The sequence below is a fragment of the Spirillospora sp. NPDC047279 genome (assembly GCF_040643285.1).
In the GTDB taxonomy this organism is placed as follows: domain Bacteria; phylum Actinomycetota; class Actinomycetes; order Streptosporangiales; family Streptosporangiaceae; genus Spirillospora.
In genome coordinates, this window is sequence record NZ_JBEYUA010000027.1 from 63,537 (window position 1) to 89,152 (window position 25,616).

The 25,616-nt window shown below is 72.3% G+C and carries 22 protein-coding genes; 16 read left to right on the forward strand and 6 right to left on the reverse strand.

Annotated elements, in window-relative coordinates; genetic code table 11:
• Positions 1 to 55: 55 nt before the first annotated feature.
• Positions 56 to 520, forward strand: coding sequence for a MarR family transcriptional regulator (locus ABZ810_RS43810; RefSeq protein WP_358413405.1), 465 nt, complete (start codon positions 56 to 58; stop codon positions 518 to 520).
• On the forward strand, positions 517 to 1,464 hold the full coding sequence (locus ABZ810_RS43815) for a hypothetical protein (protein ID WP_358413407.1): 948 nt from the start codon (positions 517 to 519) through the stop codon (positions 1,462 to 1,464). Before ABZ810_RS43810 ends, ABZ810_RS43815 begins: the two co-directional genes overlap by 4 nt.
• Here the strand turns inward: ABZ810_RS43815 and ABZ810_RS43820 are convergent.
• Positions 1,461 to 2,186: a class I SAM-dependent methyltransferase gene (locus ABZ810_RS43820; RefSeq protein WP_358413409.1), complete on the reverse strand. Its 726-nt coding sequence runs from the start codon at positions 2,184 to 2,186 to the stop codon at positions 1,461 to 1,463. The genes ABZ810_RS43815 and ABZ810_RS43820 overlap by 4 nt on opposite strands.
• Positions 2,187 to 2,746: 560 nt before the next feature.
• Here ABZ810_RS43820 and ABZ810_RS43825 point away from each other — a divergent pair.
• Entirely contained in the window at positions 2,747 to 3,697 is a 951-nt protein-coding gene (locus ABZ810_RS43825; protein ID WP_358413411.1) for an SGNH/GDSL hydrolase family protein, read from the forward strand.
• A 300-nt stretch (positions 3,698 to 3,997) separates the two neighbouring features.
• Here ABZ810_RS43825 and ABZ810_RS43830 read toward each other — a convergent pair whose 3' ends face one another.
• The 4 genes from ABZ810_RS43830 to ABZ810_RS43845 all read right to left on the reverse strand — a co-directional run bounded on the left by ABZ810_RS43830 (position 3,998) and on the right by ABZ810_RS43845 (position 7,514).
• On the reverse strand, positions 3,998 to 4,648 hold the full coding sequence (locus ABZ810_RS43830) for a response regulator transcription factor (protein WP_358413413.1): 651 nt from the start codon (positions 4,646 to 4,648) through the stop codon (positions 3,998 to 4,000).
• Positions 4,611 to 5,462 (reverse strand): ATP-binding protein, encoded by an 852-nt coding sequence (locus tag ABZ810_RS43835; protein WP_358413415.1) that lies wholly within the window; start codon positions 5,460 to 5,462, stop codon positions 4,611 to 4,613. The genes ABZ810_RS43830 and ABZ810_RS43835 overlap by 38 nt, the downstream gene beginning before the upstream one ends.
• 200 nt (positions 5,463 to 5,662) lie before the next feature.
• Complete coding sequence (locus ABZ810_RS43840; RefSeq protein ID WP_358413417.1) at positions 5,663 to 6,385, reverse strand: hypothetical protein; 723 nt, start codon at positions 6,383 to 6,385, stop codon at positions 5,663 to 5,665.
• Between the two features lie 217 nt (positions 6,386 to 6,602).
• A complete protein-coding gene (locus ABZ810_RS43845) occupies positions 6,603 to 7,514 on the reverse strand; it encodes a hypothetical protein (RefSeq protein WP_358413419.1) in 912 nt (303 codons plus the stop codon).
• A 123-nt stretch (positions 7,515 to 7,637) separates the two neighbouring features.
• Here ABZ810_RS43845 and ABZ810_RS43850 point away from each other — a divergent pair, with 123 nt between their 5' ends.
• From ABZ810_RS43850 to ABZ810_RS43860, 3 genes are all read left to right on the forward strand, one after another.
• On the forward strand, positions 7,638 to 10,247 hold the full coding sequence (locus ABZ810_RS43850; protein WP_358413421.1) for a valine--tRNA ligase: 2,610 nt from the start codon (positions 7,638 to 7,640) through the stop codon (positions 10,245 to 10,247).
• A 148-nt stretch (positions 10,248 to 10,395) separates the two neighbouring features.
• Positions 10,396 to 11,409 (forward strand): hypothetical protein, encoded by a 1,014-nt coding sequence (locus tag ABZ810_RS43855; RefSeq protein WP_358413423.1) that lies wholly within the window; start codon positions 10,396 to 10,398, stop codon positions 11,407 to 11,409.
• Between the two features lie 83 nt (positions 11,410 to 11,492).
• Entirely contained in the window at positions 11,493 to 11,753 is a 261-nt protein-coding gene (locus ABZ810_RS43860; RefSeq protein ID WP_358413425.1) for a hypothetical protein, read from the forward strand.
• Between the two features lie 44 nt (positions 11,754 to 11,797).
• On the opposite strand, the gene ABZ810_RS43865 is transcribed toward ABZ810_RS43860, so the two are convergent.
• Positions 11,798 to 13,027, reverse strand: a complete 1,230-nt coding sequence (locus ABZ810_RS43865; protein WP_358413427.1) for a hypothetical protein — start codon at positions 13,025 to 13,027, stop codon at positions 11,798 to 11,800.
• A gap of 172 nt (positions 13,028 to 13,199) precedes the next feature.
• Here ABZ810_RS43865 and ABZ810_RS43870 point away from each other — a divergent pair, with 172 nt between their 5' ends.
• From ABZ810_RS43870 to ABZ810_RS43915, 10 genes are all read left to right on the forward strand, one after another.
• Positions 13,200 to 14,570 carry a folylpolyglutamate synthase/dihydrofolate synthase family protein gene (locus tag ABZ810_RS43870; protein ID WP_358413489.1) on the forward strand — a complete coding sequence of 457 codons (1,371 nt, stop codon included), beginning with the start codon at positions 13,200 to 13,202 and terminating at the stop codon, positions 14,568 to 14,570.
• 113 nt (positions 14,571 to 14,683) lie between these two features.
• Positions 14,684 to 14,989: a DUF4233 domain-containing protein gene (locus tag ABZ810_RS43875; RefSeq protein WP_358413429.1), complete on the forward strand. Its 306-nt coding sequence runs from the start codon at positions 14,684 to 14,686 to the stop codon at positions 14,987 to 14,989.
• A 126-nt stretch (positions 14,990 to 15,115) separates the two neighbouring features.
• On the forward strand, positions 15,116 to 16,969 hold the full coding sequence (locus tag ABZ810_RS43880) for a hypothetical protein (protein WP_358413431.1): 1,854 nt from the start codon (positions 15,116 to 15,118) through the stop codon (positions 16,967 to 16,969).
• A 26-nt stretch (positions 16,970 to 16,995) separates the two neighbouring features.
• On the forward strand, positions 16,996 to 17,406 hold the full coding sequence (ndk, locus tag ABZ810_RS43885) for a nucleoside-diphosphate kinase (protein ID WP_358413433.1): 411 nt from the start codon (positions 16,996 to 16,998) through the stop codon (positions 17,404 to 17,406).
• A 207-nt stretch (positions 17,407 to 17,613) separates the two neighbouring features.
• The gene (locus ABZ810_RS43890) at positions 17,614 to 18,648 is read left to right on the forward strand and encodes a rod shape-determining protein (protein WP_358413435.1); all 1,035 of its coding nucleotides are present in this window, start codon (positions 17,614 to 17,616) and stop codon (positions 18,646 to 18,648) included.
• A gap of 36 nt (positions 18,649 to 18,684) precedes the next feature.
• Positions 18,685 to 19,662 carry a rod shape-determining protein MreC gene (gene mreC, locus ABZ810_RS43895; RefSeq protein ID WP_358413437.1) on the forward strand — a complete coding sequence of 326 codons (978 nt, stop codon included), beginning with the start codon at positions 18,685 to 18,687 and terminating at the stop codon, positions 19,660 to 19,662.
• Between the two features lies 1 nt (position 19,663).
• Positions 19,664 to 20,275 carry a rod shape-determining protein MreD gene (gene mreD, locus ABZ810_RS43900; protein ID WP_358413438.1) on the forward strand — a complete coding sequence of 204 codons (612 nt, stop codon included), beginning with the start codon at positions 19,664 to 19,666 and terminating at the stop codon, positions 20,273 to 20,275.
• The gene (gene mrdA, locus ABZ810_RS43905; protein ID WP_358413440.1) at positions 20,272 to 22,365 is read left to right on the forward strand and encodes a penicillin-binding protein 2; all 2,094 of its coding nucleotides are present in this window, start codon (positions 20,272 to 20,274) and stop codon (positions 22,363 to 22,365) included. Before mreD ends, mrdA begins: the two co-directional genes overlap by 4 nt.
• Positions 22,362 to 23,573, forward strand: coding sequence for a rod shape-determining protein RodA (rodA, locus tag ABZ810_RS43910; protein ID WP_358413442.1), 1,212 nt, complete (start codon positions 22,362 to 22,364; stop codon positions 23,571 to 23,573). Before mrdA ends, rodA begins: the two co-directional genes overlap by 4 nt.
• 69 nt (positions 23,574 to 23,642) lie before the next feature.
• Positions 23,643 to 25,565: a TIGR03960 family B12-binding radical SAM protein gene (locus tag ABZ810_RS43915; protein WP_358413444.1), complete on the forward strand. Its 1,923-nt coding sequence runs from the start codon at positions 23,643 to 23,645 to the stop codon at positions 25,563 to 25,565.
• The last annotated feature ends 51 nt before the right edge of the window (positions 25,566 to 25,616 follow it).

Below are 25,616 nucleotides of genomic sequence, written 5' to 3' on the forward strand. Positions count from 1 at the left end.
ACTAATCATTAGCGTACGATAGGTGCGGGACATTCCCGGACCCGTGGAGACCGATGTGAGCGATGTCGCCCTGGAGGACCTCGACCCTCTGGCGCTGGAGAACCAGGTGTGCTTCGCCCTGGCCGTCGCGGCCCGTTCGGTCATCTCGGTCTACCGGCCCCTGCTCGAGCCGATGGGGCTGACCCACCCCCAATACCTGGTGATGCTCGCGTTGTGGCAGCACGCGCCGCTGTCGGTCAAGGAGCTCAGCGGCATGCTGCACCTGGAGCCGGCGACCCTGTCCCCACTGCTGAAGCGGCTTGAGGCCGCGGGACTGCTGCGAAGGGGACGGGCGGGGGAGGACGAACGTTCGCTGGCGGTCGTGCTGACCGACCGGGGGCGGGAGTTGCGCGCGGAGGCCCTGAAGATCCCGCCCGCGATCGTCGAGCGGCTCGACATGGACCTCAGCGAACTCCGGGGCCTGCACGAGGCGCTGACCGGGGTCATCGCGGCCGCCGAGGCGGCCCGTACGAAGGCGTGAGGCCCTCCGGAGCCCCGCTGGCCGGGCTCGACGACGTCGCGTGGGGGCGCCTCCACCACGCCTACGGCGCCGCGACGGACGTCCCCGGCCAGCTGAGGGCGCTGATCTCCCCGGACGAGGACGAACGGCTCCAGGCGTACCGCGAGCTGTCCGGCAACGTCTATCACCAGGGGACGAGGTGGCAGGCGAGCGGGCAGGTGATCCCGTTCCTGGCCGCGCTCGCGGACGATCCGGCGACGCCGGAACGGGAGCGGGTGATCGGCCTGCTCTCCGCGCTCGCGGTCGGCGACCGCGACGACACCCACCTGCCGTTCGACCCCGCGAAGGCGTTCGCGGCGGCGGCCGGGGTGACCGCCGCCGACGTGGCCCGGACGCTGAACCTCCTGTACGGAGCGGACGACCTACACGGCGAGGGCGGTCCGTGCGGGGAGGACGGCGCGGAGGCGGCCGTGGACGTCGACGCGGTGGCGGTCTCCTGGGACCGTGACGCGTACCGTGCGGCGGCCGCGATCAGCGACCGGTTCGTCTCCTGGACCACCGACGCCGACCAGGTCGTGGCGGCGCGGGCGGCCGAGTTGCTGGTCTGGTTTCCCGCCACGGGGCCCGCCGTGTCGGCGCTTCTCGACGTTCCCGGGACGGACGGACGCGAGCTCGCCCGGGCGAGCGCCAATCTGACGCTCGGCCACCTGGGCGCGGACGATCCGGCGATCGAACGGCGGCTGACCGGCCTGCTCGCCGCGGGCGTCTACGGCGTACGGCTGACCGCCGCGGTCGCGCTCGCCCTCAGGCAGGGGGAGCGGATCCCCGAGGCGGCGCTCGAAGCGCTCGTCGAGGCCCGTGACCGCGCGGACGAGATCCATACGGGCGCCTTCCCGCTGCCGTGGAATCGTTCGCTGCTCGGATTCTCGGCGCTGGCGCTGCACCGGATCGGCCTGGCGCCCTAAGGCTTCTCCCAAACCGAGACGTGCGCGCCGCTCTCGTGGGTGAACGGCGCCGCCGTCCAGCCGGCCCATCGGTCGCGGAGGCGGAGGCCGGCGATCCGGGCCATGAGATCCAGCTCGGCCGGCCACACGTACCGGAACGGGATCGAGCGGTATTCGCCGTGGCCGCCGACCACGTCCACGTAGTTGGAGCTCATGGACTGGGTCGCGGTGTCGTAGACGTCGAACGCCCAGCCGGTGGGACCGACATGGAACGGCACGATGTTCTGGCCGGGAGGGAGACGGCGCAGGTCGGGAACGCCGACCTCGATCACGAAGCGGCCGCCGGGGGCCAGGTGGGACGCGACGTTCTCGAAGCAGGCGACCTGAGCCTCCTGAGTCGTCAGGTTCATGATCGTGTTGAAGACCAGGTAGGCCAGGGAGAACGTGCCCTCGACGCGGGTGGTGGCGAAGTCGCCGATGGTCACGCCGATCGTGTCGCCGCCCGGCTTGGCTCGCAGGCGGTCGGCCATCGCGCGGGAGAGGTCGATGCCGTGCACGGGGACGCCGCGCCTGGAGAGCGGCAGGGCGATGCGTCCGGTGCCGATCCCCAGCTCCAGCACCCGTCCACCACCGGCCAGGTCGGCCAGCAGGTCGACCACCGGGTCCACCGCCCCAGGCTCGAACATCTCCGCCGACGCCTCGTCGTAACGCGCCGCGACCCGCTCCCCGAAATGATCGTCCATTCCCCGAACGTACCCAGGGCGAAGGACGTCCGCCGGAGACGACATCGGCTCCAGAGCCGATCGCGGTCCCAGAGCCGATCACGATTCCGGAGACCAACGCGGCTTTGGAGGTGACCGTCGCTCCGGAGGCGACCGGGGCCTTGGAGGCGACCGCAATTTCGAAGGTGACCGCGGCTCCGGCGGAGGCCGCAGTGGCTCCAGAGACCGCAGCGATCCGCAGAGGAGATTGTGGCTCCCGAGGCCTCAGCGGCTCTGGCTGAGGCTGCGGCGGCTCTAGCGGTGATCGCAACGTCTGTTGTGCACCGGAGACGGATTCCGGTGGGTAAAACGATCGTCGGCTTCATAGTGACGGCAGTCACAGCGGACTAGAAATCAGGCACGCCCCTGAGCCCGAGGAGACCGCCGTGCCGCGCCGCCTGCTGCCCTTGTCATGCCTGACCGCCCTCGCGACCGCGACCCTGGCGACAGCCCTACCCGCGCACGCGGCACCTGTGCAGGCGGCGCCCGCGCAGGCCGTACCTGCGCGGGCCGTACCTGCGCATGGCGCGCCTGGGCACACGGTGCTCGCGCAGGCCGCGCCCGCGAACGCGGCGCTCGCGCAGGCCATGCAGGCGCAGGCCATGCCTGCGCAGGCGGGGCTCGCGCGGGGGGCGGTCCCTGCGCGCTATGTGGCGCTCGGCGACTCCTACACGGCGGCGCCGCTTACCTCGTTCCTCCAGCCGGGCTCGCCGGTCGGCTGCCTGCGGGGCGACCGCAACTACCCGACGCAGGTCGCCAAGGCGCTGAACGCGGCGAGCTTCGTGGACGTGAGCTGCTCGGGCGCGCAGACCAAACACTTCGCGGCCGCGCAGTCGTTCTCGGTGGGGTCGGCCAACCCGCCGCAGTACGACGCGCTCAAGACGGACACCACGCTGGTGACGCTGACCGTCGGCGGCAACGACATCGGGTTCAGCAAGGCCGTGCGGTGCTTCCAGGTCAGCTACGGCGATCCCGAGGGTTCGCCCTGCAAGGACCAGCTCACGGCCGGCGGTGTCGACCAGTTCAGGGTGAGCGTCGACAACGCGGCCCCGAAGGTCGGCGCGGCGCTGCGGGGCATCCGCGAACGGTCGCCCCAGGCGCGCGTGCTGCTGCTCAACTACCCGCTGCTGATGCCCGCCACCGGTACGGGCTGCTTCCCGTGGGTGCCGATCGCCAAGGGCGACGTGGCCTACCTGCGCGACGTTCAGGCCTGGCTGAACGGAATGCTCGCCGAGGAGGCGGCGGACGCCGGGGCCACGCTGGTCGACACCGCCCAGCCGGGGCACGACATGTGCCAGGGCGACCCCGCCCAGCGCTGGATCGAGGGCATGCCCACCCAGTGGGCCGCCCCGGCACACCCCAACCAGAACGGAGTGAACGCGATGGCACGCGCCGCCCTCGCATCCGCCACGTCCACCGCCACCGCTCGCTGGACAGCAGCCCGCAATACCGCTGCCCCCCGCCATCGCCCGCCAGGCCGCGCTGCCCGGTAGACCGCGCTGCCCGCCAGGCCGTCGCGCCATGCAGCTGCGGGCTGGATCACAGGCCCCACCGCCGTCGCTCGTTAGCTCGCGCTGCCCATATGGCCGTCGAGCGCCCTATCGCTGCAAGTTGGACCGCCGCCTCCGCCGCCTCCGCCGCCGCTGGCCGTGGGATTGCGCTGCCCGTTAGGCCGTCGGATGCCGTGCCGCTGCAAGTTGGACCGCCGCCCCCTCCGCCGTCGCTCGCTGGCCTGCGCTGCCCGCTGGGGCGCTGCTTGACGGCTGGGCGGGGGTGGGGTGGGGGGATGGGGGTTAGGAGCCGCCGAGGCCTGCTTCGCGGGCTAGGACGATGGCCTGGGCGCGGTCGGCCACGTGCAGCTTCATGAAGATGTTGGACACGTGGTTGCGCACGGTCTTCTGGCTCAGGAACAGGGCCGCGGCGATCTCCTGGTTGCTGCGGCCCTGCGCGATCAGCTCCAGCACCTCGCGTTCACGTTCGGTGAGCTGGGGGAACGCGGCCTGCCTCGGGTCGGGCATCTCGGTGAAGTACGCCAGGACGCGGCGCGCGATCTCGGGGCCGTAGATGGCCTCGCCGGCCGCGACCGCCCGGACCGCGCGCGCGATCTCCTCGGCGCCCGACTCCTTGAGGAGGTAGCCGCGGGCGCCCGCCCGCATGGCCGCGAACACCGAGTCGTCGTCCCGGAACATCGTCAGCACCAGGACCCCGATCCGGGGACTGGTGCGGGTGATCGTCCGGGTGGCCTCGATGCCGTTGCCGCCCGGCATGTGAAGATCCATCACGACGACGTCGGGTTGCAGCTCGGCGGCGAGCCTGACCGCCTCCGGGCCGTTCTCCGCCTCGGCCACCACCTCGATGCCGAGGGCCTGGAGCAGGCCCTTCAACCCCTGGCGGAAGACAGGGTGGTCATCCGTGATGAGGACCCGGATGTCCTCTGCGCTCATGTTCGTCCGCCTTTGCCGGTCGAAGCCCGATGCTACCCGGCACTGAGAGTGGCAGACGGGCGGAGACGACGGTGCCGCCTCCGGCTCGTGAGGTTATGGTGCAGCCGCCGCCGACCTCCGCCGCCCACTCGTGCATGGCGGCCAGGCCGCGGGTGCGCGCGCCGCGGCGGGCGGGGGTGACGGCCGGCCGCCGCGCGTGCCCGTTCCGCAGCCGGTCGGGCAGCCCCCGGCCGGAGTCGGCGACCATGAGGTGCAGGTCGGTGTCGCGGCTCAGGACCACCAGGGCGGCGCAGGCCTCGGAGTGCCGGCGGACGTTGGTGAGCGCCTCCGCCACGATGTGGTACGCGGCGACCTCGGTGGCCGCGGGCAGGTTGGTGGGGTCGCCGTCGAACCGCACGTCCACCCGGTCGCAGGCGCCCTCGGCCAGCGTCTCGATCGCGCCAACCAGGCCGAGGTCGTCCAGCGCCGGCGGCCGCAGGTCGTGCGCCAGCTCGCGGACCTGGCCGACCGTGCCGGCCAGCCGGTCGCGCAGCTCGCACAGCAGCGGGTCCACCCGCCCGGGGTCGGTGACCAGCGCGATCCTGGCCTCGTCCAGCGACATGGCCAGGCTCGCCAGCGTCGGCCCGAGCTCGTCGTGGAGGTTGTGGCGGAGCCGCCGCCGCTCCTCCTCGTGGGCGGCCAGCATCCGTGCCTTGGACCGCCGCAGGCTCGCGGTCAGCGCGACGAGGTGGGGGATGCTCGTCAGGTGCGCCGTCACCGCCCCCGCGGTGAACGCGCCGGCCAGCCCGGCCGCGCGCGCGAATGCGGTTCGCATCCCGTCCTTCACCTCGTTCCGGCCGTCGGCTGGTCCGGACGTCCCCGTCGGCGGTGGTTCGCCTCGTCCGGACAAGACCCTGTCCGGTGGGGTGACCCGGTGTCAGGTGACCGGTGTCCCGAGCGAAACGGGAAAACGCATTCTGATCATCATTCGGGGCCGTGCCCCCGCCCGCCCCCTTCCGTCCCGAGCCTCCGGGCTCAGTCCTCCACGTCGTCGCGGAGGCTGCGCATGACCGAGGCGACGGTGGTGGTGCTGTACGAGCGGACGTACGAGGACGACAGGCTGGAGCTGCTCTCGGGGGCCGGGTAGACCATGCCGAACGTGCTGCCGGTCATCCAGGCGCACATCGCGGTGGAGTACGTCAGGCTGCTGCTGGTGGTCGACCGGTAGCGGATGCTGGTGCAGACGGCCTTGCCGGAACCGCCCGCGTCGCTGATGGGCAGGGTGAGGGTGGTGAAACGGCTGGTGCTGACCTCGCGGTCGACCGAGCGGCGGAACGAGGTGTAGAGGATGTCGGGGTCGAAGTCGCCCTCGCCGCCGACGAACACGTACCGGTCGCTGCTCCGCCCGTAGACGGCCGACTTGACCACGCTGATCTTGTAGCCGGTGGCCTGCTGGAGGATGCGGCGCTGGCTGGCGATCGTGGTGGCCATCTGGGACTCGGCGGAGTAGTCGCGCGAACGCCCGGCGGCCGTCAGCGGGGTGTCGATCTCATGCTTGTTGTTGGCCACGACGACGACCACGACGACGATCACCAGCACGACCGCCGCGAACCCGGCGAAGATGACGCCGATCACGCAGCCGGCGCCGGACGAGCGCCGGGGCGGGGGCGGGCCGTAGGCCATCGGAGGTCCGGGCGGGGGCCCGTAGCCGTAGGGTCCGGGGCCGCCGGGTGCCGGAGGGGGGTTCCAACCGCTCATGTCAAAGCTCCTTATCGGGCCGGGCGAACGATTCAGGGGTCGGTTCGTCCGGTGGATTCCGAAGCGTTGGACGTACACGGTGGCCGTCGCGTTCGCCTCGGGGCGCAGTTGACATGAATGTGTGATCTACCTCACGCGATGCGGTGAGGGCGTGCCGGAGCGTGCCGGAACCGGGCTCCGGGCCGGGTCGTCCCGGCCCGTCACCCGATGGGGGTCGTCAGCGCTCGACCTCGACGTCCGCGCGGAACTTGCGCATGAGGTCGGCGGTGCCCGAGATCGTGCTGTCGGAGCTCGTCGGCACGACCACGCCGAACGAGTTGGAGGTCGCCCAGGCGCACTCGGTGATGGTCACGCCGGAACGGCTGATCTGGGCGCAGGCCGCCCGGCCGCCGTTCGGCCCGGCGTCGGTGGTGGTGACGGACGTGCCGGACTTGGCGGCGCCGTCGCGGAAGCCCTTGATGAAGTTGTCGGGGTCGCCGATGTCGCCGGTGCCGCCGATGAAGAGCACGCCGGCCGGGGTGGTGCCGGCGGAGGTGCCGCTCGGGTCCTTGTAGAAGGCGGACCGGAACGAGGTGATCTGGCCCTTGGTCTCGGCCTCGAACTGGCTGCGGATCATCGAGGTCGTGGACGCCAGCGTGGACTCGGTGGACGGGTCGCGGGTCAGCCCGGCCGCGACGGTGGGGGTGGTGATGTCGTACTTGGAGCCCGACGCGCTGACGGCCATGATCAGCGCGATGCCGGCGACGAGGATCACCACGACGACGCCGGCGATCACGCCGAGGATCAGGCCGGTGTGCGACTTGCGCGGTGGCGGGCCGTACGGGCCGGGCTGTCCCGGCTGCCCGTACGGATCGGACGGTCCGTAGGCCCCGGGCTGGCCGGGCTGGCCGTAGGGGCCGGGCTGGCCGTACGGGCCGCCCGGGGAAGTGCCGCCGGGACCGCCGCCCGGTCGGCCGGGGGGAGGAGGCGGGTATCCGCCGCCGCCTCCGTACGGTGGGTGGCCGGGCTGCTGCCCGTAGCCCCCGGGCTGTTGCGGAGGCTGCTGTCCGTAGCCGCCCGGCTGCTGTGGAGGTTGTTGTCCGTGGCCTTCGGGCCCGCTCTGGCCCGGAGGGAGGTTCCAACCGCTCATGTCATCTCCTCGGACACCGGAACGGCGCCTCGAGGGAGGGCCTGGACCGGCTGGTTCTGTATCTATTGACGCATCTACGGGGCGGCGTGTTCTACCTGTCGGGGCCCCGTAGAATCTGGGCCCGTGACTCAGCCCAGCAACGAGCGCGGCCAGGCCGCCGCAGACGTCGATCTGCCCACCCAGTACCAGCCGGCGAATGTCGAGGGCAGGCTCTACGAACGCTGGGTATCCGCAGGCTACTTCGCCGCCGACGCTGCTCGGGACCCCGCCGCCCCCGCGTACTCGATCGTCATCCCGCCGCCCAACGTCACCGGGTCGCTGCACATGGGGCACGCGCTCGACCACTCCATCCAGGACACGCTGATCCGGCGCCGCCGCATGCAGGGGTACGAGACGGCCTGGATCCCGGGCATGGACCACGCCGGCATCGCCACCCAGAACGTCGTCGAGCGCGAGCTGGCCAAGGAGGGCCTGTCCCGGCACGACCTGGGCCGGGAGGCGTTCGTCGAGCGCGTCTGGCAGTGGAAGGCCGAGTCCGGCGGGCGCATCCTGGGCCAGATGAAGCGGCTCGGCGACAGCGTCGACTGGGCCCGCGAGGCGTTCACGATGGACGAGGCGCGCGCCCGCGCCGTCCGGACGATCTTCAAGCGGCTGTTCGACGACGGGCTGATCTACCGGGCCGAGCGGATCATCAACTGGTGCCCGCGCTGCCTGACCGCGCTGTCGGACATCGAGGTCGAGCACTCCGACCGCGACGGCGAGCTGGTCTCGATCCGCTACTCCGACGACATCGTGGTGGCCACCACCCGCGCCGAGACGATGCTCGGCGACACCGCCGTGGCCGTGCACCCCGACGACGAGCGGTACCGGCACCTGGTCGGCACCGAGGTCGAGCTGCCGCTGACCGGCCGCCGCATCCCGATCGTCGCCGACGAGCACGTCGACCCGGCGTTCGGCACCGGCTGCGTCAAGGTCACCCCGGCGCACGACCCCAACGACTTCGAGATCGGCCGGCGCCACTCGCTGCCGGCCATCCCGATCATGGACGAGCGCGGCGTGATCACCGCGCACGGCCCGTTCGAGGGCCTCGACCGCTTCGAGGCGCGCCCGGCCGTCGTGGCCGCGCTGCGCGAGGAGGGGCGGATCGTCAAGGAGGTCCGCCCGTACGAGCACGCGGTCGGCCACTGCCAGCGCTGCGAGACCGTCGTCGAGCCGCGGATCTCGCTCCAGTGGTTCGTCAAGGCCGGGCCGTTGGCCAAGGCCTCCGGCGACGCCGTCCGCGAGGGCCGCGTCCAGATCCACCCGCCGGAGATGGCCGCGCGCTACTTCGCCTGGGTCGACAACATGCACGACTGGTGCATCAGCCGCCAGCTGTGGTGGGGCCACCGCATCCCGGTCTGGTACGGCCCGGACGGCGAGACGATCTGCGCCGGGCCGGACGAGGAGCCGCCCGCCGGCTGGACGCAGGACACCGACGTGCTCGACACGTGGTTCTCCTCGGCGCTCTGGCCGTTCTCGACGCTGGGGTGGCCCGACGAGACCGCCGACCTCGAGCGCTTCTACCCGACGTCGGTGCTGGTCACCGGCTACGACATCCTGTTCTTCTGGGTCGCCCGGATGATGATGTTCGGGTTGTACGCGATGGACGGCGTCGAGCCGTTCAAGGTCATCGCCCTGCACGGCATGGTCCGCGACCAGCACGGCAAGAAGATGTCCAAGTCGTTCGGCAACGTCGTCGACCCGCTCGACTGGATCGAGCGGTACGGCGCCGACGCCACCCGCTTCACGCTGCTGCGCGGCGCCAACCCGGGCGGCGACGTCCCGGTCGCCGAGGAGTGGGCGCAGGGTTCGCGCAACTTCTGCAACAAGCTGTGGAACGCCACCCGCTTCGCGCTGCTGAACGGCGCGCACGTGCGCGGGCCGCTTCCCTCGGAGTTGTCCACCGTCGACCGGTGGATCCTGTCGCGCCTGCAGACGGTCGCCGCCGAGGTGGACGACCAGCTCGAGCACTTCGAGTTCGCCAAGGCCTGCGAGACGCTCTACCACTTCGCCTGGGACGAGGTCTGCGACTGGTACGTCGAGCTCTCCAAGGTCCAGTTCGACGACCACCGCGCCGAGGCCACCCGCCGCGTCCTGGGCGAGGTGCTCGACGTCCTCCTGCGCCTGCTGCACCCGGTGACTCCGTTCGTCACCGAGGAGCTCTGGATCTCGCTCACCGGCGGCGAGACGCTCGTCCGGGCGCCCTGGCCGGCGGCGAACGGCGACCTGCTCGACAAGGAGGCGACCGAGATCGTCGAGTCGCTCCAGCGCCTGGTGACCGAGGTCCGCCGGTTCCGCGCCGACCAGGGCCTCAAGCCGGGCCAGAAGGTCGCCGCCGAGCTGTCCTTCGACGGTTCGCCGCTGGCGGCGCACGAGGAGGGCATCCGTTCCCTCCTGCGCCTCACCGGCCCCGGCGACGGCTTCGCGGCGACCGCGTCGCTGCCGGTGGAGGGGGTCACCGTGCGGCTCGACACCGCCGGCGCCATCGACGTCGCGGCCGAGCGCAAGCGCCTGGAGAAGGATCTGGCGGCCGCCCGCAAGGAGGTCGACCAGGCCCAGAAGAAGCTCGGCAACGAGGCGTTCATGGCCAAGGCCCCCGAGGCCGTCGTCGCCAAGAACCGCGAGCGCCTCGCCCAGGCCGAGGCCGACATCCAGCGCCTCGAGGCACAGCTGGCGGCCCTGCCCGCGTCCTGACGGCAATCGCCGTGGCTCCCGGATCGGCCGCCGCCGGTCCGGGAGTTCTGTCATTTCGGCCACGGCCCTTCAGAACGGGGCGGCTCTGCGTGCGCGCCAGGCTACGATCTCTCTGACCGACGGCGCTTTGGGTGGGATTGGGGATGTGATGGCGGATTCGGTCGCCGAGCCCGACCTGCCGGACGCTCCGGAGAACGTCGACCTGAACGGCATGCCGGTCGACGACCTGGAGATTCCGCGGGTCCTGCCGCAGATGATCGAGGATGTCGACGCTCCGGACGTTCCTCCGGAGTTCGGCCTGCGTCACGACGACCTCGCCGAGGACGGCCACGCCGCCGAGCCGTGGTGGATGGCGGCGCCCGACGTGGTGGTGGACCCCGCGCACAGCTCGGGCCCGCTGCCCGTCCAGGCCCCGCCGCCCCGCCCGGAGGACCGCGTGCCCGGCCCGGCGACGTCCGGCGGCTGGCAGATCATCCCGGACGGCCCGGTGCCCGACTCGCTCACCTCGGGCGGCTGGCAGGTCGTCCCCGACGGCCCCCTCCGGGTGCCGGGGCCGCGGCTCCCCGCGCCCTACCTGCCCAGGCAGCGCGGCCGGGGCGGGCTGCTGATCGGGTCCGTGCTGAGCGCCGGGATCTGCCTGCTCGCGCTCCTCGCCGCGGGCGTGCTGTACGCGAGCCTGGGCGGCGACGAGGCGCCCGCGTCCAAGCCCAACCGGATGATCACCAACGCGGCGGTCGCGGGCGGCCTGACCTGGAACCGCGACCAGAACCCCGCGGTCTCCTCCGCCTACCCGTTCGTGCGGGCCGGCGTCAGGGCCGCCGCGGCCGACCGGCGGGGCAACGTGGTGCGCGTCTACACCGGGACCGCCGTGACGCCGCGCAGCGTGCTCTTCTACGGCGGCACGGGCACGTTCGGCAAGCCCGCGGAGTTCCTGGCCAAGGTCCGCCCGAGCACGACGATCGCCAGCTCCGGCGTGCCCGCCGGCAAGGGCGGCGGGCAGGCGGCCTGCGGGACCTTCGCCGTGCTCTCCGACGTCCACGTGTTCTGCGCCTGGGCCACGTCCGCCTCGTTCGGCATCGTCGCCGACAACGCGGCGGGCACTGCCGCCATGGCCGACCTCATGGTCAACATGCGCGCGGACCTGGAGAAGAAGGCCCGCTAGGGCTCCCGACCCCTCGGTGGGCAATTCAGGGAGTTCTCAGACTCCTCGCACGCGGCCCTCAGAGTCGCGCGGCACGGTGTGAAATGCGGCCCACCCGCGAGGACGGGGGCTTCGGCAGGTTCGTGCAGAACAGGGCCGTCCAGCTGGTCGGTGCCGGACTGATCGGGATCTTCATCGCCGGCGGCGCGGTCGCCACCGGTGTCGCGGTCGCCGGCGGCGGCGGGACGGACCGCGGCGAACGTCCCGGCTGGTCGCGGCAGTGGCAGGCGCCGGACGGCGGTCAGGGCGGCGGCGGGCTCCCGGGCGGCGGCTTCGGGGGGAACGGCCCCGGCTCCGGGTACTGAGACGGGGGTCATGGACCCCCGCGAAGCCCATGCCCTCCCGCGCTCTAAGGAGCGGTGAAGAGCCGTTCGGTCTCGGCGCCGATGGCGTCGAGCACGAGGCCGGTGAAATAGACGGTGCCCAGTGCTACCACGCGGGCGCCCAGCGCGCCGATCGACTCGGGGGAGAGGTCGGCCGACTCGACCGTGTCCCACGCGGGCGGCAGGGGCCGTTCGAAGCGCAGGTGGTCGTACGGCAGCCGGACGGAGGTCACGGGCAGGCCGCCCAGCGCGGTGATCGCGCCGTCCAGGTCCTTGTGGTCGGGCAGGCAGACGAGCACGTGGTCGATGGAGCCCCAGCGGGCGCGGGCGGCGTCCAGCGCGGCGGCCACGCCCGTCCCGTCGATGGCGGAGTCGGCCAGGAGCTCGGTGCCGCCGAACCGGTGCCAGGAGAGCCTGCCGGGAAGGATGAGACTGCCGAGGACCGGCCTGAGCCGTTCGGCTTCCGGCCATTCCAGGCCGTACGCCTCGAGCAGGCGGAGCGCCGCGGCGCAGCCCAGCTCGGCCGAGCCGCGGCCCAGCCCGGCCGGCAGCAGGTCGGCGGTGGCGCCCGAGCACGGCGCGTAGCTGATCTTCGCCCTTCCGGCCTCGGCCGTGGCGCCGTCGAGGACGGCGGCGACGTCGGGGGCCTGCGGGGCCGACACCACGAACATCGTCTCGTCCGTGATCACCCCCGCCTTGTCGGCGGCGATCTCGGCCGGGGTGTCGCCGAGCACCCCGACGTGCTCGGCGAAGATGGGGGTGACGGCGACGACGGCGGGGGAGAAGAGGCTCACCTCGTCCGACCGTCCGCCCATGCCCGCCTCCAGGACCAGCACGTCGGCGCCGGTCTCGCGCGCGTGCAGGGCCCCGGCGAGGGTGAAGAGCCCGACCGGTGACAGGTAGCCGTCCGTACGCGGAGGCAGGCCGCTCATCGCCTCGTCCAGCGTCCGCGCCAGGGAACGCAGGCCGGCCTCGCTGATCGACTCGCCGTCCAGGCGGACGCGGTCGCGGTTGCTGCGCAGGCCGGGGCTGGTGACCGTGCAGACGCGCTGCCCGGCGGCCACCAGGTAGGCGGAGGCGTACGTCGCCGCGGTGCCCTTGCCCTTGGAACCGACCACCGTCAGCAGCGGCAGGTCGAGGTGGAGGAGCCCCAGCCGGGCCGCCAGGTCGCGGGCGCGGGCCAGGCCGCGGGTCTCGCCCGGCTCCCGGGCGGCCCATTCGCGGAAGAAGACCCCGTCTGCCTCGTCTGCCGTCACGGGTCCATGCTTCCAGGGACGCGGGGCTTCCAGGGACGTTGTGCTTCCAGGGATGTCGTGCCGGGGCGCGGGCCCTCGGCAAGTAGGCTGCAGAGGTCAATTTCCGCAGGCATGGAGCAACGTGAGCCAGCTAACCGAGCCGCGCGACTATCGCGACGCCGTCAGCGAGATCATGGGCCGCGGGGTGGAGTGGGAGATCGATCCCACCCTCGACCGGATCCAGGACCTGGTCGACCTGCTGGGAGAGCCGCAGCGGGCCTATCCCGTGATCCACGTGGCGGGCACCAACGGCAAGTCCAGCACCGCCCGGCTGATCGAGGCGCTGCTGCGCGAACGCGGGCTGCGCACCGGGCTCTACACCAGCCCGGAGATGACCACGCTGCGGGAGCGCATCGCGATCGACGGCGAGCCGATCTCCGAGGAGCGCTTCGTCGAGACGCTCCGGGACGTCCTCCCGTACGTGGGGCTGATCGACGACAAGCACGGCGTCCGGCTGTCGTTCTTCGAGGTGCTCACTGCCATGGCGTACGCGGCGTTCGCCGACGCGCCGGTGGACTTGGCGGTCGTCGAGACCGGCATGGGCGGCACCTGGGACGCGACCAACGTCGCCGACGGCACGGTCGCCGTGATCACGCCGATCAACCTGGACCACACCCGCTACCTGGGCGACACGATCGAGGAGATCGCGGCGGAGAAGGCGGGCGTCATCAAGCCCGGCGCGATCGCGGTGCTGGCCCAGCAGCCGGTGCCCGCGGCCGAGGTGCTGCTGCGCCGCGTCGGCGAGGTGGGCGCGGTGGCGGCGCGCGAGGGCATCGAGTTCGGCGTGGTGCACCGCGACATCGCGTTCGGCGGCCAGCAACTGCGGATCCAGGGCCTGCACGCGGCCTACGACGAGATCTTCCTGCCGCTGTTCGGCGACCACCAGGCGAGCAACGCCGCGTGCGCGCTGGCCGCCGTCGAGGCGTTCGCCAGCGGCGCGCCGACCAGGGGCGAGGCCAACCTGGAGGCGACCACCCGGATCGCCGCGGGCGAGTCGTTCGTGGGCGGCGACGAGGGCCAGCTCGACCCCGCGCTCGTGCGCAGCGGGTTCGCCAAGACGGGCTCGCCCGGCCGCCTGGAGGTCGTGCGCACCGGCCCGACCGTGCTGCTGGACGCGGCGCACAACCCGGCGGGCATGGAGGCGGCCGTCACCACGGTCACCGAGGCGTTCAACTTCACCCGGCTGGTCGGCGTCGTGGCCGCGTTCGGCGACAAGGACGTGGCCGGAATGCTCGAACAGCTCGAACCCGTTCTCACCGAACTGGTCGTGACGCGCAACTCCTCGCCCCGTTCCCTTCCGCCGGAAGAACTCGCCGAACTGGCCGAAGGGATCTTCGGCCCGGACCGCGTGCACGTCTCGCCGCGGCTCGACGACGCCATCGACCAGGCGATCGGGCTGGCCGAGGAGACCGGTGAATACCAGGGCGCGGGCGTCCTGATCACCGGCTCGGTGGTCACCGCGGGCGATGCCCGGACCTTGTTGAGGGTGGAGGGAACGAAGTGACCTCGAGCGGAGCGAGCCCGGGTGCTTCGAGCGGAGCGAGCCCGGGTGCGCAAGGCGGGGCGAGCCCGGCGGCCGGCGGCGGAGCGCGCTCGGCGAATCCGGCGCGCAGGTTGTTGTCGACCGTGCTGACCTGCGAGGCGATCGTGATCGCGCTCGCGATCCCGGTGGCGGTCTCGGTGCTGGACGTGAGCGGCGAGGTCGCGGGCCTGGTGTGCGGCGGGCTCGCGGTGGCGTGCCTGCTGCTGGCCGGGCTGCTGCGCTTCCCGTGGGCGGTGCCGGTGGGCGGGGCCCTCCAGGTGCTGATCATCGCCACCGGCTTCATGGTGCCGACCATGTTCTTCCTCGGCGCCCTTTTCGGTGCGCTTTGGGTCACGGCGATTTGGCTCGGACGCAAGGCGGAAAGTGCGCAAGCGCGCTAAATTCGCGGGAACGGCGTCTTATCTCATCCGCCGATATTCGCGATTCTAATTTATCGCGCAAATCCGACATCGCACCCTTTCGGGAAAAGCGCCTCGGTGGATGACGCCCTCTTGAAGGAGAAGGCCGTGTCTCGCCACCCGAACGACGATCCCACCCGGTTCCCGCCCGAAGACCCCGCCGACCGCACCGTCACGTTCGACGTTCCCGACGGCCGCACCATTCCCGTCGAACTCCCGCCCCGCGGTGAACGCCGCCGCACCACCGAGATCCCCACCGAGATCCCCACCGAGATCACCACCGAGATCCGCACCGACCTTCCGGGCGAATCCAGCGGCGAGCACGTGGCCTGGCCGCCCCCGCCCATGCCCGCGCGCACGCCCGAGCCGGCGCCCGGGAGCGGCGCGGAGACCGCCGTGGCCGGGCATGACGCCCGGGCACGGGGCGAGCGGTCCGGGCAGCGCTCAGGCTCGGCGGACGAGGGCTCGGGGCTGATGCCCGGTGCCGGACGGACGCGTGACCGGCTGGCCGCCCTCGGCGTGCTGGCCCTGGTGTGCACCGCCCTCCCGGCGATCGCCCTGGTGCTCCCCAACACGAGCCTCAACGTCCTGCTGCCCGCGCGCGACGCGCTCGGGCTCGACGACGCCGGCCTGCCCGGCCTGATCCGCGCCGCCGGGCTCACCCTGCCCGCCCTCCTGCTCGCCGTCCCGGTCGCGGCCGTGTCCGCCCGCCGGTTCTCGCCGCGGCTCGTGCTGCTGATCGGCCTTGTCCTGCTGCTGGGCGGCCTGGGCGCGGCCCGGCTCGCCGGATCGGTGCCGATGATGGCCGGCGGCAGGGTCGCGCAGGGCGTCGGCGCGGGCGTCGTGCTACCCGCGGTCCTCGTCCTGGTCTGGGAACGCCGCAGCCGCGCGCTGGCGGCCGTCTGGGCCGGAACGCTCGTCGCCGCGCTCCTCGTCGCGATGCCGCTGGCCCTCCAGGCGACCCCGCTGCCGGACGCCGGCACCCCCGACGGCGACTGGCGGGTGGCGTTCGGCCCCTATCCGGGCGTCGCGGCCGCCGCGCTGGCCGCCGCGGCCGCCTGCATGGCGATCAGGAGCCGCGCCCCGCTGGCCGCGCCGCGCCAGACCGAGCGCGGCCAGCTGCTGCTGCCCGCCGTGCCCGCCGCGGGCTTCGCGTTCCTCGCCGTGGTCACCACCTACGGCTGGTCGCCGGGCGCGCAGCTCGTCGTCGCGGGCATCGCGATGGTCGCGCTGATCGGCCTCGCCGTCGTCGGCGGCAAGGACGCCGCCACCGGCAGCCCGCTCGGCTGCGCGGTCGTGATGGTCACCGCCGGGCTGCTCACCTACCCGCTGGCCGGGCCGCTCGCCGGGCTGGCGGGCGCGGCCGCCACCCTGCGCGGTGCCGAAGGCGGCGCCGGCGCCGGTGCCGAAGGCGGCACGCCCGGCGACCCGCGCCTCTACCTCGTCCCCTTCGTGATCGCGGGCGTCGCCGCCCTCGCCGGTGCGCTGGCGACCGTGCGCATGTCCAGGGACGCGGCGCGCAGCGCGGTCCTCGGCGGGCACGGCCTGGTGATCGTCGCGGTGCTGGTCTGCCTGGCCACCGACGTCGCGTCCAGCCCCTGGACGCTGGCCGCGCCGATGGTGCCGCTCGGCGCCGGGCTCGGCATGGCGCTCGCCGCGTCGTTGCGCGGCGCGGGCGTCGGCGCGGCCCTGTTCGGCCTCACGCTGGCCTTCCCGGCCGTCCTCGTCGGGCAGTTGCTGGTGCTCGCGCTCCAGGCCGCCCAGATCCAGCGCCTGCGTCCGGTGAACGGGCCGCAGCAGCTGTACGGTCTCACCGCGGGGTTCCGTGTCTGGCTCGTCACGGCGGGCGTGCTGGCGGTCGTCCTGGCCGCCGTCTGCGGCCGGGTGAGCGCCGCGCGGCGTCGCACGGCGCACGCCGAAGGCCGCCGCCGATCCGAGAACCCGGGTAACCTGCTCGCGTAATCCCACCTGTACGAGGAGAACCATCCGTGTCCGAGCGCACTCTTGTCCTGGTCAAGCCCGACGGCGTCCGCCGTGCCGTGGTCGGTGAGGTCATCTCCCGCATCGAGCGCAAGGGACTGAAGATCGTCGCGCTGGAGCTGCGCACCCTGTCCCGCGACACCGCCGAGGACCACTACGGCGAGCACCGCGAGCGCCCGTTCTTCGGCGAGCTGGTCGAGTTCATCACCGGCGGCCCGCTGGTCGCCCTGGTGGTCGAGGGGCCGCGCGCCATCGAGGCGTTCCGCGCGCTGGCCGGCGCGACCGACCCGGTCAAGGCGACCCCGGGCACCATCCGCGGCGACCACGCCCTGGAGATCGGCGAGAACATCGTGCACGGCTCCGACTCGCCCGAGTCCGCCGCGCGCGAGATCAAGCTGTTCTTCCCCGAGCTGGGCTGACGTCCGCACCGCGCCGCCGGGGCGAAAAACGTGACACACGCGGGCCGGAGTGATCCGGCCCGCGTGTGTTTTACCGGAAAGTGACCTGGTAGCACGCTGATTTTTCGGCAAGACGCACCCGGGGGGTGTCTGCCCCGTAACGCTTCAGGGCGTTACGATGGGGCTGCCGCTCTGCACGCCCGTCAACATGAAGGGCTCCCTTTCTTCATGGGTAACAAGCTGTCTTTTCTTGGCCGTGACATGGCGGTCGATCTCGGTACCGCCAACACGCTGGTCTATGTTCGCGGGCGCGGCATCGTCCTCAATGAGCCATCCGTGGTCGCGATCAACACCAACACCGGCAAGATCGTCGCGGTGGGCATCGAGGCGAAGCGGATGATCGGCCGCACGCCCGGCAACATCGTCGCCGTGCGCCCGCTCAAGGACGGCGTCATCGCCGACTTCGACGTGACCGAGAGGATGTTGCGCTACTTCATCCAGAAGGTGCACAAGCGGCGGCACTTCGCCAAGCCGCGCATCGTGGTGGCCGTGCCCAGCGGCATCACCGGGGTCGAGCAGCGCGCCGTCAAGGAGGCCGGCTACCAGGCCGGCGCCCGCCGGGTCTACATCATCGAGGAGCCCATGGCCGCCGCGATCGGCGCCGGGCTGCCCGTCTACGAGCCCACCGGCAACATGGTGGTCGACATCGGCGGCGGCACCACCGAGGTGGCCATCATCTCGCTCGGCGGCATCGTGACCAGCCAGTCCGTGCGTGTCGGTGGCGACGAACTCGACCAGGCCGTGATCTCGTTCTCCAAGAAGGAGTACTCCCTCATGCTGGGGGAACGCACCGCGGAGGAGATCAAGATGGCGATCGGGTCCGCCTATCCCGGCGGCGAGGACGAGCCGCATGCCGAGATCCGCGGCCGTGACCTGGTCAGCGGTCTGCCCAAGACCGTGGTCATCTCCGCCGAGGAGGTGCGCCGCGCGATCGAGGAGCCGGTCAACGCCATCGTCGACGCGGTCAAGACGACCCTCGACAAGTGCCCGCCCGAGCTGTCCGGCGACATCATGGACCGCGGGATCGCCCTCACCGGCGGCGGCGCCCTTCTCGCCAACCTCGACGAGCGATTGCGCGAGGAGACCGGCATGCCGATCCACCTCGTCGACAACCCGCTCGACTCGGTCGTCCTCGGCACCGGCAAGTGCGTCGAGGACTTCGAGTCGCTGCGGCAGGTCCTCGTCCCCGAACCCCGCCACTGATCACCCCCTTCGCGCAAGGAAAACGGAGGTCAGTGGGTGAAGGACACCCGGCGGACCCGTACGGTCCTCGGCCTGCTCCTCGTCGCGGCGCTCGCGCTGATCACGATCGACTACCGCGGCGGGGAGGGCTCGCCGCTGCGCGGCCTGCGCGGGGTCGGCGCCGCGGTGTTCGGCCCGGTGGAGCGCGTGTCGGCGGCGGTGGTGCGCCCGGTCGGCAACACCTTCGACGCGATCACCGACGCGCCCGGCGAACGGCGCCGCGCCGACCGGCTCGAACGTGAGAACCAGCGGTTGCGCGAGCAGTTGCGCGCGGGCCGCCTCGACCAGGCCCGCGCCGCCCAGCTCCAGCGGCTGCTCGGCTCGGCCGGGATGGGCGGCTACAAGATCGCGGCGGCCAAGGTGATCTCCGCCGGGCAGGGCTTCGAGGACACCGTCACCATCGACGTCGGCTCCAGCAGCGGGGTGCGGCCGGAGATGACCGTGATGAGCGCCGACGGCCTGGTCGGACGGGTCGTCCGCGTCGGCCCGGCCACCGCCACCGTGCTGCTCGCCACCGACGTGGCGTCCTCGGTCGGCAGCCGCCTGGAGGACTCGCAGGAGATCGGCATCGTGCAGGGCCGCGGCCGCCGCGGCCTCGGCGACGGCGGCGCCACCCCGATGCGGTTCCAGCTGCTCAACGCCAACGCGCCGATGCGCCCCGGCCAGCGTCTGGTGACGCTCGGCTCGCAGGGCGAGCGCCCGTACGTGCCGGGCGTGCCGATCGGCGTCGTCGAACGTATCGACCAGCCCGCCGGCGGCCTCACCCGCACCGCCTACGTCCGCCCGTTCGTCCGGTTCACCAGCCTCGACGTGGTCGCGGTCGTGGTGGCCCCGCCCAAGACCGACCCGCGCGACAGCGTCCTGCCGCCCAAGCCCGCGCCGAGCCCGTCGGCGACGCCCTCCGCCTCGCCGACCGCCAAGGCGGGCGGCAGGCCGTCCACGACGCCGTCCACGAAGCCGTCATCGGGGGATTGATGTGCTGAACGCACCAGAGGGATCGCCGGCCGGCCGCACCGTCATGACGGCGGGCGTCATCGTGGCGGCGCTGATCCTCCAGGTCTCGGTGGCCAACCGGCTGCCGCTGCCCGGCGGCGTGACGCCCGACCTGGTGTTGCTGACCGTGGTCGCGCTGGCGCTGGTCAACGGCTCGCTGACCGGCCTGGTGGCGGGCTTCTGCGCCGGGCTCGCGGCCGACATCATCCCGCCCGCCGACCACACGATCGGCCGGTACGCGCTGGTCTACTGCCTGATCGGCTACATCTGCGGGCTGGCGTCCGACGAGATGGACCGCCAGTCGCTGGTGCCGTTCCTGGCCGTCGCCGTCGGCGCGCTCATCGCCACCGTCCTGTACGCGGCGACCGGCATGCTGCTCGGCGACCCGCGCGCGAGCTGGACGATCGTCGCCCGGGTCGTGCCGCTCCAGGTGCTGTACGACGTGATCGCCAGTCCGTTCGTCGTGTGGGCGGTGCTGCGCGTGACCCGGCGGTACGAGCGCGGCGACCGGCCGTCCTCCCGCGACCGTTTCTCGGTACCCTCCGCCCGGTACGGCGGCGGCCGCTACCGCAGCAGAGTGGGGTCGCGCCTGTGAACTCGCGGACCCACTTCCGGCTCGTCGTGCTGTACGCGCTCGTCGGGGCGATGTTGCTGGTCCTGATGGGGCGCCTGTGGTCGATGCAGGTGCTCGACGGCGCGCACTACCGCGAGATCGCCGCCCAGAACCGCACCCGCGACATCGTCGTCCCCGCCGTCCGCGGCATGATCCTCGACGGCTCGGGCCGGGCGCTGGTCCGCAACCGCACCGCCCTGGTCGTGTCGGTCGACCGCACCTCGCTCTCGCGGCAGAAGGACAAGGGCAAGGCCGTCCTGGCGCGGCTCGCCAGGACCCTCGGCACCTCGACCGCCGAGCTGGAGAAGAAGATCCGGCTGTGCGGGCCGACGGTCAAGCGGCCCTGCTGGCCCGGCTCGCCCTACCAGCCGATCCCGGTGGACGACCGCGTCGACCCCAAGCGCGCGCTGCAGATCATGGAACGGCAGGAGGAGTACCCCGGCGTGACGGCCGCGGTCCAGGCCGTCCGGGAGTACCCGGAGCCGGAGGGGGCCAGCGCGGCGCAGGCCCTCGGCTACCTCCAGCCGATCACCCAGGAGGAGCTCGACAAGCGCAAGGGCCTCAAGGTCACCGGCTACAGCGGCGTCGACCTGATCGGGCGCGACGGCCTGGAGGCGACCTACGACGGCGACCTGCGCGGCGAGCCCGGGTTCCGCAAGGTGCTGGTCGACAGCCAGGGCCGCGTCACCGGCACCGCCCAGGAGCAGGCGCCCATCCCCGGCGGCAACCTCGTCACCAGCATCGACGCCAAGGTGCAGGAGGCGGCCGAGAAGGCGCTGGAGAACGGCGTCAAGAGCGCCCGCTCGCAGGGCAAGAAGGCCGACTCCGCCGCCGCGGTCGTGATGGACGTGCAGACCGGCCGGGTGGTGGCGATGGCCAGCTACCCCACCTACAACCCGACCATCTGGACCGGCGGGATCTCGCAGGACGAGTACGAGGGGCTGCTCGGCAAGAAGAAGGGCGAGCCGCTCATCTCGCGGGTCACCCAGGGCCAGTTCGCCCCCGCGTCCACGTTCAAGGTCGCCACCATGACCGGCGCGATCTCCGACGGCTACGACCTGAACGGCACCTACAACTGCCCCGGCTCGTTCATGGTCGGCAACCGCGCGTTCAAGAACTTCGAGGGCGCCGCGCTCGGCAGCATGAACCTGCACCGCGCGCTGGTGGTGTCCTGCGACACGATCTTCTACAAGTTCGCCTACGAGGCGTGGCTGCGCGACGGCGGCACCAAGCCGAAGAAGAACCCGTCCGACCCGATCGTCCAGATGATCCGCAAGTGGGGCTTCGGCACGCCCACCGGGATCGACGTGCCGGGCGAGGCCTCGGGCCGCATCCCGGACCGGCGGTGGAAGCGCGACTACTGGAACGCCACCAAGAAGGCCGACTGCAAGGCGGCCAAGGAGGGCTACCCGGAGCTGGCGCGCAAGGACCCGACACGGGCCGCCTACGTCAAGGCGATCGCGGCGGAGAACTGCGCCGAGGGCTTCGTGTGGCGCGCCGGCGACGCCGCCAACCTCTCCATCGGCCAGGGCGACATGCTCGTCACGCCGCTCCAGCTGACCAGGGCGTACGCGGCCGTCGCCAACGGCGGGCGGCTGGTGGTGCCGCGGGTGGCGCAGGCGGTCGTGCGGGCGGACGGCTCGGTCGTGCGCCGCATCGAGACGCCGCCGGCGGCGAAGCTGCCGGTCGACCCCAAGGTGCTCAAGTACATCCGCGGCGGCCTCGCCGACGTGCCCACGGAGGGCACCGCGGCCGGCGCGTTCGGCGGGTTCGACTTCGACAAGGTCGCCGTGGCCGGCAAGACCGGCACCGCCGAGGTCTACGGCAAGGACGACACCTCGTGGTTCGCCTCGTACGGGCCGGCCGGCAAGCCGCGGTTCGCGGTCGTCGCGATGGTCTCCCAGGGCGGCACCGGCGGCTCGGTCGCCGCGCCCGCCGTGCGTGAGATCTGGGAGGCCATGTACGGCCTCAACGGCAAGGAGCCGGCGCTCAAGGACGGCCGCCTGCCCGCCACGCTGCCCAAGCTGCCGGGCACCGGCGTCGCCACCGGCAGGGAAGGGGCCCCGTCGTGATCGGCGGGCTGGGCGGCGGCGGCATCAGCGGCGTGGGCGGCGTCGGGTCCGTCGGCGGCTACGGCGAGCACGGGGTCTGGCAGCGACGGCTGGCGAGCCTGCGCAACCTCGACTGGACGCTGATCCTGGCCGTGCTGGCGCTGTCGGTGATCGGCGCGCTGCTGGTGCGGGCCGCGACGTTCCAGCTTCTGACCGAGCAGGGCAAGGACCCCGAGGGTTTCCTCAAGCGGCACATCCTCAACCTGGTCATCGGCTTCGTGCTCGGCGGCGTGGTGACGGTGCTCGACTACCGGCTGCTGCGCGCGTACGTGCCGATCCTGTACGGGCTGGCGTGCGTCGGCCTGGTGCTGGTGCTGACCCCGCTCGGCTCGACGATCAACGGCTCGCACTCGTGGATCGTGCTCGGCGGCGGCTTCCAGATCCAGCCGTCGGAGTTCGCCAAGGTCGGGCTGGTGGTGCTGCTCGCCATGCTCCTCGGCGAGCCGCGCGACGGCGAGGTCGGCCCGGGGCAGCGCGACGTCCTGCTGGCGCTGGGCCTGGCGGGCGTCCCCGCGGTGCTGATCATGTTGCAGCCCGACCTGGGCACGACGCTGGTGTTCGCCGCCGTGGTGCTCGGCATGCTGGCCGTCTCGGGCGTCCAGAAACGCTGGCTGGCCGGGCTGACCGGCGGCGCGGTGATCGCCGGGTTCTCGGTGTGGTTCTTCGGGCTGCTCAAGGACTACCAGCTCGCCCGCTTCACCGCGTTCCTCGACCCGTCCGCCGACCCGCGCGGCGCGGGCTACAACGCCCAGCAGGCGCGGATCGCGATCGGGTCCGGCGGCGTCACCGGCAAGGGCCTGTTCAACGGCGAGCAGACCGGCGGCCACTTCGTCCCCGAGCAGCAGACCGACTTCATCTTCACCGTGGCGGGGGAGGAGCTGGGGTTCCTCGGCGCCGCGGTGATCATCCTGCTGCTGAGCCTGGTGCTCTGGCGAGGGTTGCGGATCGCGACCCAGGCCGCCGACCTCTTCGGCACCCTGGTCGCCACCGGCGTGGTCTGCTGGCTGGCGTTCCAGACGTTCGAGAACGTGGGGATGACGCTGGGCATCATGCCGATCACCGGCCTGCCGCTGCCGTTCGTCTCCTACGGCGGGTCCGCCACGTTCGCCAACATGATCGCTCTCGGCCTGCTCCAGGCCGTCCACGTCCGCCGCCGCCCCTTCGACTAGGCCCTAACCTGCCCGGACCCGGGTAGGCTGGGTGGTTGATCCCACGAATCCTTCCCTGGAGGACTCCCCATGCCCATTGAGTCGATCTTCCCGCGCCTGGAGCCGGTGCTCCCGCGCGTGCAGAAGCCGATTCAGTACGTCGGCGGCGAGCTCAACTCCCAGGTGAAGGACTGGGACGAGGCCGAGGTCCGCTGGGCCCTGATGTACCCCGACGCCTACGAGGTCGGGCTGCCCAACCAGGGCGTCCAGATCCTCTACGAGATCCTCAACGAGCGCGAGGGCGTGCTGGCCGAGCGCACCTACTCGGTCTGGCCGGACCTCGAGGCGATCATGCGGGAGCAGGGCATCCCGCAGTTCACCGTCGACGCGCACCGCCCGGTCGCCGCGTTCGACGTCTTCGGCGTCTCGTTCTCCACCGAGCTCGGCTACACCAACCTGCTGACCGCGCTCGACCTGGCCGGCATCCCGCTGGAGGCCGCCGACCGCGGCGACGAGCACCCGATCGTCCTGGCGGGCGGCCACGCCGCGTTCAACCCCGAGCCGATCGCCGACTTCCTCGACGCCGCCGTGCTCGGCGACGGCGAGGAGATCGCGCTGGCGATCACCGAGGTCGTCCGGGAGTGGAAGGCCGAGGGCTCGCCCGGCGGCCGCGACGAGCTGCTGATGCGGCTGGCCGCGTCGGGCGGCGTGTACGTGCCGAAGTTCTACGACGTGACCTACCTGCCCGACGGGCGCATCCAGCGGGTCGCGCCCAACCGCCCGGGGGTGCCGTGGCGGGTCGAGAAGCACACGGTCATGGACCTGGACGCGTGGCCCTACCCCAAGAAGCCGCTGGTCCCGCTGGCCGAGACCGTGCACGAGCGCTTCAGCGTGGAGATCTTCCGCGGCTGCACGCGCGGCTGCCGCTTCTGCCAGGCCGGCATGATCACCCGCCCGGTGCGGGAACGGTCGATCACCACCATCGGCGCCATGGTCGACGAGGGCCTCAAGCAGAGCGGCTTCCAGGAGGTCGGCCTGCTCAGCCTGTCCAGCGCCGATCACAGCGAGATCGGCGAGGTCGCCAAGGACCTGGCCGACCGCTACGAGGGCACCAACACCTCGCTGTCGCTGCCGTCCACCCGGGTCGACGCGTTCAACATCACCCTGGCCAACGAGTTCTCGCGCGGCGGGCGCCGCTCCGGGCTGACGTTCGCGCCCGAGGGCGGCTCCGAGCGCATGCGCAAGGTCATCAACAAGATGGTCAGCGAGGACGACCTCATCCGCACCGTGACCACGGCCTACGAGAACGGCTGGCGCCAGGTCAAGCTCTACTTCATGTGCGGCCTGCCCACCGAGGAGGACGAGGACGTCCTCGCCATCGCCGACATGGCCAAGCGCGTGATCAAGGCGGGCCGCGACGCCACCGGCCGCCGCGACATCCGCTGCACGGTCTCCATCGGCGGGTTCGTGCCCAAGCCGCACACCCCGTTCCAGTGGGCCGCCCAGTGCGACCACGAGACCGTCGACCGCCGGCTGAAGGCGCTCAAGGACGCGCTGCGCGGCGACCGCGAGTACGGCCGGGCCATCGGCCTGCGCTACCACGACGGCAAGCCGTCGATCGTCGAGGGCCTGCTGTCGCGCGGCGACCGCCGTGTCGGCGCCGTGGTCCGGGCCGTCTGGGAGGACGGCGGCCGGTTCGACGGCTGGAGCGAGCACTTCTCGTTCGAACGCTGGCTGTCCTGCGCCGACAAGGTGCTGGGCGAGCACGGCGTCGGCGTCGACTGGTACACCGTGCGCGACCGCGAGGAGGTCGAGGTGCTGCCCTGGGACCACCTCGACGCCGGCCTCGACCGCGAGTGGCTCTGGCAGGACTGGCAGGACTCCCTCGACCAGACCGAGGTCGAGGACTGCCGCTGGACCCCCTGCTACGACTGCGGCGTCTGTCCCACGATGGGCACGGAGATCCAGATCGGCCCGACGGGTAAGCGTCTTCTTCCCCTGTCAGTGGTCTGAGGGGTTCCGCGCAGGTCGGGAACGGGTAGGTCCAGGACCGGTAATGCCCTT

Excerpts from the sequence above, each read along its gene's own strand:
- ABZ810_RS43820 (WP_358413409.1), bottom strand. The coding sequence starts at position 2,186 with ATGGACGATCATTTCGGGGAGCGGGTCGCGGCGCGTTACGACGAGGCG.
- ABZ810_RS43830 (WP_358413413.1), bottom strand. The coding sequence starts at position 4,648 with ATGAGCGCAGAGGACATCCGGGTCCTCATCACGGATGACCACCCTGTC.
- ABZ810_RS43835 (WP_358413415.1), bottom strand. The coding sequence starts at position 5,462 with ATGCGAACCGCATTCGCGCGCGCGGCCGGGCTGGCCGGCGCGTTCACC.
- ABZ810_RS43840 (WP_358413417.1), bottom strand. The coding sequence starts at position 6,385 with ATGAGCGGTTGGAACCCCCCTCCGGCACCCGGCGGCCCCGGACCCTAC.
- ABZ810_RS43845 (WP_358413419.1), bottom strand. The coding sequence starts at position 7,514 with ATGAGCGGTTGGAACCTCCCTCCGGGCCAGAGCGGGCCCGAAGGCCAC.
- ABZ810_RS43855 (WP_358413423.1), top strand. The coding sequence starts at position 10,396 with ATGGCGGATTCGGTCGCCGAGCCCGACCTGCCGGACGCTCCGGAGAAC.
- ABZ810_RS43860 (WP_358413425.1), top strand. The coding sequence starts at position 11,493 with ATGCGGCCCACCCGCGAGGACGGGGGCTTCGGCAGGTTCGTGCAGAAC.
- ABZ810_RS43870 (WP_358413489.1), top strand. The coding sequence starts at position 13,200 with ATGGGCCGCGGGGTGGAGTGGGAGATCGATCCCACCCTCGACCGGATC.
- ABZ810_RS43890 (WP_358413435.1), top strand. The coding sequence starts at position 17,614 with ATGGGTAACAAGCTGTCTTTTCTTGGCCGTGACATGGCGGTCGATCTC.
- ABZ810_RS43915 (WP_358413444.1), top strand. The coding sequence starts at position 23,643 with ATGCCCATTGAGTCGATCTTCCCGCGCCTGGAGCCGGTGCTCCCGCGC.